At 47.8% G+C, this 8,759-nt stretch carries 11 protein-coding genes; all 11 read right to left on the bottom strand.

Annotated features, from left to right (window positions below; all coding sequences use genetic code 11):
* A partial coding sequence (locus MJ768_RS09210) for an integrase arm-type DNA-binding domain-containing protein (RefSeq protein WP_239290800.1) occupies positions 1–571 on the bottom strand: 571 nt, incomplete at its 3' end.
* An 82-nt stretch (positions 572–653) separates the two neighbouring features.
* Positions 654–1,007, bottom strand: a complete 354-nt coding sequence (locus tag MJ768_RS09205; protein WP_239290798.1) for a hypothetical protein — start codon at positions 1,005–1,007, stop codon at positions 654–656.
* A 170-nt stretch (positions 1,008–1,177) separates the two neighbouring features.
* Positions 1,178–1,609 (bottom strand): IS200/IS605 family transposase, encoded by a 432-nt coding sequence (gene tnpA, locus MJ768_RS09200; protein ID WP_239290796.1) that lies wholly within the window; start codon positions 1,607–1,609, stop codon positions 1,178–1,180.
* Positions 1,610–1,930: 321 nt separating this feature from the next.
* On the bottom strand, positions 1,931–3,661 hold the full coding sequence (locus tag MJ768_RS09195) for a hypothetical protein (protein WP_239290787.1): 1,731 nt from the start codon (positions 3,659–3,661) through the stop codon (positions 1,931–1,933).
* Positions 3,662–3,677: 16 nt separating this feature from the next.
* Positions 3,678–4,766 (bottom strand): DNA-primase RepB domain-containing protein, encoded by a 1,089-nt coding sequence (locus tag MJ768_RS09190; protein WP_239290785.1) that lies wholly within the window; start codon positions 4,764–4,766, stop codon positions 3,678–3,680.
* Between the two features lie 416 nt (positions 4,767–5,182).
* Positions 5,183–5,602 carry an antirestriction protein gene (locus MJ768_RS09185; RefSeq protein ID WP_239290783.1) on the bottom strand — a complete coding sequence of 140 codons (420 nt, stop codon included), beginning with the start codon at positions 5,600–5,602 and terminating at the stop codon, positions 5,183–5,185.
* 204 nt (positions 5,603–5,806) lie between these two features.
* Positions 5,807–5,956 (bottom strand): hypothetical protein, encoded by a 150-nt coding sequence (locus MJ768_RS09180; RefSeq protein WP_239290781.1) that lies wholly within the window; start codon positions 5,954–5,956, stop codon positions 5,807–5,809.
* 374 nt (positions 5,957–6,330) lie between these two features.
* Entirely contained in the window at positions 6,331–6,927 is a 597-nt protein-coding gene (locus tag MJ768_RS09175; protein WP_239290779.1) for a hypothetical protein, read from the bottom strand.
* 336 nt (positions 6,928–7,263) lie between these two features.
* Positions 7,264–7,668, bottom strand: a complete 405-nt coding sequence (locus MJ768_RS09170) for a hypothetical protein (protein WP_239290777.1) — start codon at positions 7,666–7,668, stop codon at positions 7,264–7,266.
* A gap of 136 nt (positions 7,669–7,804) precedes the next feature.
* Positions 7,805–7,969: a hypothetical protein gene (locus MJ768_RS09165; RefSeq protein ID WP_239290775.1), complete on the bottom strand. Its 165-nt coding sequence runs from the start codon at positions 7,967–7,969 to the stop codon at positions 7,805–7,807.
* Between the two features lie 561 nt (positions 7,970–8,530).
* Positions 8,531–8,759: site-specific integrase (locus MJ768_RS09160; RefSeq protein ID WP_239290773.1), on the bottom strand; the 229-nt coding region annotated here is incomplete at its 5' end.

Below are 8,759 nucleotides of genomic sequence, written 5' to 3'. Positions count from 1 at the left end.
TGTCTAACATTTCCCAATCAATTGCCAAATTTAAAGAGTGCTTGATAAGCTTGATGTGGTGATTGCAAGTTGCGGCTGCTAAGCCTTCGCTCATTAGCGCGGTATGGAACGATTGAATTTGCTGGCGGGTAATCTGATTTAGCCGTTTATTACCAAACACTCCCTGTATTCGCAGCCGGAATAATTCCTCATCGCGAGCCCAAGAGCGTTTCCTTGGTTTTACATAGGGTAGGTAGTGATCAACAAAAAACTCCGTAAACGATAACACTGCTTGCCTGGCTTTCTCTTGGCCGCGAGGATCACTACCCAATGCGATTTCGGCACGCAATGTCTTCGCTAGCTTGCGAGCATCCGCCAAGTCGACATCAGTCGTACGTCCTATCCTCTGATGGCAGGCCTTGCCGTTGCTGTCTTTGTAACGAAGGTAGAACGTGCCTTGGCCTTGGCTGGTAGAACGGACTTCAATATAGAGACCGGGCAGCGCGTCATCGCAAAACTCAATGCGTAATTTATCTTGGGGGCATTGCAGGTTATTTGCTACGAAGTGTGGTGTTAGTTTAATTATGGGCATAAAAAATTCCTGTAATGATGCATAAATGGGGATTGGCAACCACAAATTCCGATTGGGAAAGTGGCTGCCAATTTTTAGCGTGTTATTTCAGTTTGTACCGTCTGGGATATTCATGCGCGCACTTCACATGAGTCAGTGGCAAGGTGTTTTGTTCAGTCATGTACACCATACATTGCCCTGCATCAATGCATTCTCCTTTTTTAAGCTGGCTCCAAAATTTTTCTCCGCAAATTTGTCTCAATGTATAGGACATGCCATGTTTCAATGCTGACATGCGCAGTTCAACTTGCTTTTGCACACGATTTATCAAGTCCATCGAGAGCGTTTTCCCCTTTTGGCGCACGAGGAGCTGCCCTGTCTTTACAGGCTCCTGATTGGATTCATCGCAGACATTTGCGTCTTTTGTCACATGTGTTGTGTGTGTTAGTTTTGACATAATTTTTCCTTAAATTTTTATCTTGAGAGAAATGTAGTTTCGGTAGTACATGGCAGGTGAAGTAAGTATCCCCCGGCAAAGCCGGGGGCTTTAATTTGTGAGCCGCTCAAAGCGGCTTAACGGGGTCGCTTACGCGGCCCCTGCTCTTGTGGCCACCTTTCGGTGGCAGGTCAGCGCCATAGGTGCATCTGCTCTAGGCGCTTGCCCTCTTCCTCTTGGTGCCGAATGTACTGCCGGATCGACTCCTCATCACGGCCTACCGTTGACACAAAATATCCTCTCGCCCAAAAGTGTTGCCCTACAAAATTACGCTTGCGCTCACCGTATACTCGCGCCAGATGGATTGCACTTTTCCCTTTGATATACCCGATGACTTGCGATACCGAATACTTCGGCGGAATCGATATCAACATGTGCACATGATCAGGCATCAGATGTCCTTCCTCTATCCGACTTTCTTTGTATTCGGACAGCCTCTTGAACACTTGCCCAAGGTGCGGCCTCAACTGCTCGTACAACGTTTTACGTCTACACTTCGGAATGAATATTACGTGATATTTGCATTCCCATTTACTATGGCTTAGGCTTTCGCTGTCGTCCATCTCGATACTCCCTTCTTCGTTTGCTTGGCGGCTCACGATTCGGAGTGTCGCAGATGGACTCCCGTAAATGTCAAACTTCTACTGCCACCCCGGCATAGCCGGGGGATTTCCTATGTTGGGTTAAGGTTTATGCAGAGAAAACCCCCGGCGCTGTTCTGCCGGGATGCTATCAACTGCGCCCTGATCGCCTCGGCTAGATGCCTTCTGGGGTTCTATGGGTACAGTTCACTATCCACTGGATACTGCATTCCGCCGACAATTGACGGCACCGGGATCACCACCTTCACCACCTTTTTTTTTCCAGCTTTGGGATGACCAAACTCAAAAATCATAATCCACTCCTCCCAAATCCACTGCACCGCCACCCCCCGCAACTGGCCCGGTGGAAGGTGGCGAAGGCGGTGGTGTAAATGCAACTGGGGATGCGACTGGAACGACACGCCAAGCAGCTCGACCGTCCGCGATGGCCGGTTGGAACTCAAATCCGCCAACGATTCTGTTGGAATTCTTTTTTAGTATCCAACCAAGCTTGGAACGGTTGATGACACCGCGTTCTTCGACCGGGAATTCGCATATCGCATCGCGCAAGTTTGGGTAGTTTCCCTCAGCACTTGTAACCGCCTTGCGCACCGTTGTCGGGATGGAGGCGAAGGCTTTATACCACTCCTGCATAAGCCCACCCAGTATGTCCGCGTCAGGGTCGTGCGTAACCTGTTCGATCAGAGACGTGGCGGGATCGGGATGGCCAAGCCATATCAACGGATGTCTGCAATAATCAGTCCACGAACCGCCATAGGTGACAATGCTCTTGATTTCGGAACGCGGTGACCCAGCCTTACGCCACGCCAAGATGATGGTCAGTACAGCTGCGACATAAACCCCTCTGTTCTTGCGCACCTTTTCGACTGGATTGCCACGATAAGAAAGTGTGGCCGGTGTGGCAGAACGCGGATCAAGGTGAATGGTGAGAACTCGCCGTAATAGATCACGCACAGGGCCAACGTTATTGCCGGAGCCTAGGAATAATGTGCGTGTGCCGACTGTAGCTGTTTTGCTTACGCCCAGAATTCGGTCAGTGATCTTGTCAGAAGTAAGTACCCGATTTATGGTGCCGTGCGGTATCCAGTCGGTAGACATATCGTCAAACTCAATCACGGCTGGACTGGTCAGTAACAGCGAAAGAATGACTTTCGTGGCCTCTTCTGCCGTTGTAGGATAACTAACTTTATAGTTACCACCGGGGCCTGCGAATGAGCCTATCAGGTCACACAAATAACTTTTCCCGCTACCGAATACGTGTGCTTTCACATGGAACGCTGGAGCATAATTCAACGTCGGCCTCACAACAGCCGTGAACATCCCACAGAGTGCAGCTGCCTTATCCGTTGGTGTTACGAAGTGAAATTCTTCAAGCAAATCCTCCAGCATAGCAAGAGCATTACGTGCGTTTTCCAGTGTAGGCTCCTGAATCGGAAATTGACGCGGATCGAATACGCCAAAACGGTGTGAGCCTGCATCGTAGCCAGCTTGAACTATCAATTCGCCATCAGACTCACGAAAATATGGCTGACGAACCACACCAGCAAGCGGTGGCAAAAAACGGTAAGTCTGCATATTGTCGAGAATGCTGACATGGCGGGTTGGCGGATCGCAGCGCACCCACTCCCCAAGCTTGGCATTGAAGGTTTCAAATGTCACCGCTACTGATAACACCTGCGTTAACGCGGGCAAACTTGTTGGTACTATCGCAGGATCACTTGTTGTCGGGTCTGTCGAAATGGAAGCGATCAATCCGCCAAATTGATAGTGTTGACCGTAATCCGCTAGTTCTCGCTCAGCCGCAAATACGACCCTATGCAGTTCACCGGGGACAATATGAATGACCGGTTTATGTCGTGCGGCTGATACCTCCACGCCCAAAAAATCTAACAAATGACGGACACGATATTGCTCCCGGTGGGAGTGCTGACAGCAATATCCGCCTAATGGATACTGATCATCTGGCTCGAAATAGGCACTTCCCGTGTCCAACGCATCGGTGTGATCACTCACCCAAGGACATGTGACGTCATGCTTGCCGGAACCCAGGGGGGGTTTTGTACAAACCCTTGGATTTGAGCGCAACCAAAACCGGATTGACTGCCGCTTTAGGTAACCACACCTCGTCGCCATGATCGTCGCCCTTACTGCTACGCGCATTTTCAGCAATAACCTTTGATGCTTTGGGAGGGCGTCCCGCTGGTGGCAACACCAATTGCAAGCCATCTACTATTTCTTCAGGTGTGTACCTTGCATTGAGATTCCATTCGACAAGACGGCAGCGGAACGGCATTCCAGAATGGTCTGCATGTTTAGGTTTGCCGTTTATCGCTACTGGGAGGCGCGCCCAGCGAGTTAATGGCCCACTTGCACCACCATCACACAGACCCGCATCAATCAATGCATTGAGCAGTCGAGTCGCAACATCGCCATCGGTAATCGGCTCGGCCAGAATAATGATGCCTTGGTGATTACCTGGACTGGTTTCGATCAATGCAGACAGCTTGAATTCGCCCAGACGATCTTGCATAACCTTTGTGCCCAGATCATCGAGCATCAGGAAATGGCAAGCAGCGAACTGGCTTTTTTGCGCCTTGAATGATCCGTCGTTACCCGGATAGAAGGAGGAGCAATTTATGTAGTTGTTGTTAATTGTGGACAGCCTGCCGATTGTTAGATCAGCACGATTTGCTGGCCATCCTCCTTCATTTGGATCGCCAGGCTTGGAGCAAACCAAAGCAAATGCTCCTTTGGTTAATTGCGGAAATACGGCAGCGAAAAATTCCGCGTTCGAGATTGCGGTAACACCGCCTTCGCCGCCTTTACCGCCTTTTAGCTGAGCGGCTGAGGAAACTGTCGGTGATTCAGAACTGCTGGGCGAAAAATCGACAGGGGTTTCGCTTTGAGTTTGAGCGTATGTACAGCTCGCTAAATCATCTATCGCGGGAATAGTTGAGGGGCATTGCGTATCTATTGCGGACGCAATTATTGGAAATGCAGTTGGTCGCGCATCATCGATATGGGATAACTGATTCGGCAATGACGCTGAGGAAACAGCCGATGGAATTGTTGCTGTTGCTGCAGGGATATATACTGCGACTTGATTCTTGAGATGCATGACGTCTCCGTAATGGAAGCGCCCGCTGATGGATCGAAAAGTAAGTCGCGGACAAGTCTTAGCCTTCCGTCCTCACGTACCTCGATCTAGGAGGTGTCACGATTGTGCACTTGCCTAGTTAACGTCAGCTCCGCCGCATGGGGACATACAGTTGCGACCAGCGTTAACAGACTTGAGGTGTCTGCGATAAAGTACACACACGTTCAAGTTATCTTAAATCCGACGAACAGACTATCGCGTCCGCGCCGTCTCACCAGCTATGGCCGAAGTCTGGAAGGTGAGCTCAAGAACCAGACAACATCTTGAAAAAAGATCTTAGAGACATAACATTTAAAAGTATAGCATATTCATTCCGATCTAAAATTAAAAAACGGTGGGGGAGTTCTCCCACCTGCAACCCTGAAAAAAACTTACCATCAGTCAACTGCCTGCAAAATGTCTCCCGCCTCGGCATGACCCAACATGTACTCCCTCAGCCAGTGATACTGCTGGGCACATATCTCAGTAAATGCGCTGGGATTGCCAAAGGACAAATGACTGTAAGCATACAAACAGACAGTAATACCCAAAGCATCCGCTGACATGCTGCCCTCGAAGCCGTTCTCACAAGCCACATGGAAGCGGGTATCTGAGCCAGGTGCCATATAAAAGCCACCGTTGCTTAGTGCGTAAAACTCCCAGTAACCGCCGTTATATTCATGGGCCAGTTTGCCCGTGATTGCATATATAAACGGTTCTACGCGCATCGGGAAGTGGATTCCAAATATGTCAGCAGCATGATTAATTCGTTGGTTATTATTTACAAGCTTGCGGGTAATGCTTGCAGTGGTAGCCATGATGTAATTCCTTATAAAGTGGTTAATAAATAATCAATAAAAAAAGGATGTATAACTCCGTATTCAGCACTACCCCAACCGAGCCGGTAGAAGCCGGTGGAAGCCGCTAAAGGCGGTAAAGGTGGAGGTGGAAATCGACGGTGGAATAGATGAGCGAGAAATCAGATATTGCTAAATACGGATATGGCAACGAGTTACGTGAAATCAGTCCGAACAGAACCCACCTATTTCGTCATGGTTGGCTCTCGCCATGAACCTTGTTTGCGCTATTACGGCATCTGCAAAAGCTTCATCGGATATGTCCCAAGCAAGTACTACATCAATCGCATCGAGAAGAAAGTTTTGGGTATTCATAAATATTGCTCCTTTAGTGATGGTTATTTTTTATAGAAATAAATGAAATAGAAAATGACAGCGCCAGCCACGAGAAGCGCTAAAGTCGTGAGTGGGAAAAAGTAAAGAAGTAATGCCACACCCATGACTCCGATCCCTCGTGTTGAAGGTAATGCGAAGCAAAGCAGAGTGGCTACCACGAGAGCTGAAGTAATCATCAAGAGCTCCTGTATTGGCTAAGTGGAAAGACAGAGAGTGGTTCGGCATACAGTCGGTATTGCACCTGCGCTCCATTGCGAAGCTGAATTCCCGTTACGTTTCTTGGGATTAGGTTTGACTGTGTGTAGCTGCCAGCGGATTTCAACTACGGCGGATAGGTTTCTAGCTTGTAATGCTCAAGCCTTGTTAGGACTTGTTTTGGGTGCGACTTTCTTGCTTGTTACTGCTGTCTTGCTTGGCATTGCTTGCTTGGGTTTGTTCTCTACATTTTTATGTTTGTCTTGGATGTTTGGATCAACAATAGAAGCACTATCCATCGAAGTGTCAGCAGTGGAGGCAGTACCAATCGCCTCAATCAGCGATTTGATTTCAGTCATGAATTCGTTAGGGTCTAGCCGTTCATAGCTACGCTGCTTATCTTTCAAAGGTCGCAAGAAACCTTCATGTTTCAGCACAGCCAAGAGAAATGCAGGGGTGTTTATTGATCTGCCCTGAAAGAGTGGATAAAGAACAAATGATGTGATGGGCTTATTGCTTGGGCACTTCTCTAATAATTGTTGGATGTTACTCAAGGCAATCCAGTCTTTGTTGAAGAAGCCGCCACCCGAATTAGCATACACACGCAACTGGATTACTGGTTCGGTGCGATTACTGTTTACGCCATTTACGCCATATCCTATTTGATAAGACAGCGTAGATTTGCCTGAGAGTGAGAGGCATGAGGCAGCTTTCAAGATGCAAATTTCTTGATTGATTATTGTTACAGGTTTCATGGTAGAGCTCCTTTTGGGTGAATTGATTTGGTTGTTTTGAAATACGCTATGTTATTGATTAGTAATTTAAGATGATGTGACTGTGCTTGAAAATGCTGCGTGTAGATTGCTGAATTCAGCTATCTGTTTATTCAATTATCCGCTTATGAAAATCAAACGAAATGGACTGATGGCTTTTACAGTTAGTACTAAATGGACCTTCATATAAGATGGCTAAAAAGCCGCAAAGAATGATTGACGTCTAGTAGTAGAGGCAGGCGATGGAGCGGAGTAGGGGAGGGAATTGAAGCGGTAAGCAGAGAGATAGTTGGATAGCCTGCTTAGGGCTGTATCAGTTTAGGACTGTGTCAGTTCAGGCGTCGCGTATTGGGCACACATAGCCAGAAGATCGGAATCGATTCCTCCGGTCTTCGGGATGAAGATGCAAATGCCAAATCCATCGTCACTCAGGATAAATACCATTTCGTAGCAACTGGCATGTTCTTCCAGAACTTCAAATGAGGGTGAGAAGTCTTGATCGCCGAAGCAGGCATCATCGAAGAGATTATGCAGGATGGGACAGCTGCTTTCCTTTTCTAGCGACTCCACACTGTCACCTGGCTCGACAACGATCATGTAGCCGAGAAGATTATAGTCGTAAGTTCCATCTGCATATATTTCTGTAAATCTTTGTTCGACAAGGCTGCGAACATCAGGGTCGGCAATGCAAGTTAGGGTAGTGGGATTGCGTAAAATGATCATGGTTATATCCTTAATTTATGGACGTAAAAAAGCCCGCTGTGTGCAGGCATGGATGAGGGTGGAACGATAAATGGGTAAAGCGGCTAATGCAGAGTTGGTTGAATGAGATGGCTGGTTATCGGTTACGGATGGCTATTTAATTCCTGTTGAATCGTTGCCAAATGAAATAAAGAACAGCTGCAACGAGTAATATCAGCATTACTTTTAGGGCCAGCGATAAAGCTGTGACCCATACCGATAAAGCACCGAGTTTGATTAGGCTGATGGCTATTGCGGCTACTATTAAGAATTGCCAAATCATTTATTCTCCTTTTTAAAGTTATTCGAAGTTGTTGCAGAAAAAGAAAACGCCCAGAGTCATGCAGACCGAGGGCGCTTTGAGGGAGTGGAGCTATGTTGGTACTACGTTAGGAAGTGCTGTGTTGTCCGGATGCTCTTGTTGTTATCTGGTTATGGCATGGAGTAAATGACGTTGCAGAGGAGCGAGTGCAGCGGGCGGTAGAGCGGATCAACCACCGGCCACGCAAAGTGCTGGGGTTTAGATCTCCGTATGAAATATAATTCGGGGTGAAGATGAGCTACACCGAGCCAACATTAGCTGTTGCACTTCGAACTTGAAGCCTCTTATAAATTTAGATGTACTAGCTCTTACCTAATCAAACGCGTACAGTCACTGCTGGTGGATGCCTAAACGAATGCCAACTTTCTGGATGGCAATAAACGCAGATCAATACCGCTATGTGTAATGTTCAGACGATCGAAATGTCATGGGGGAGCGACCGCTTTTCGGCCAATGCGGTCATTGAAACCTAGAGGTCGTTACTTCCGCTTTGTGCCAATTGCAGACCTTCGAGAATATTCTTCAAAGCTGACATACGTATTGCACAGCCAAGTGATTTAAAAACTGAGCTACATCACCTTCCCGAAGTTCTCGTGGATGACGTTTATTGAAATGGAAGATGAACTGGCGAATCCAGAAACGGTAGGCTTCCTCTGTCCGTTTGCTTAATTGTCTGCGGCAGCACACCTCATGAATTTGATCCATTAAGCGAGGCGGATGGGTGTTGGAATTGGCTTGGTGGGGGTGGGCA

The organism is Candidatus Nitrotoga sp. 1052, from assembly GCF_927312905.1.
GTDB lineage: Bacteria > Pseudomonadota > Gammaproteobacteria > Burkholderiales > Gallionellaceae > Nitrotoga.
The sequence above is the reverse complement of the archived record's forward strand: the minus strand, read 5'-3'. Positions and strand labels throughout refer to the sequence as shown.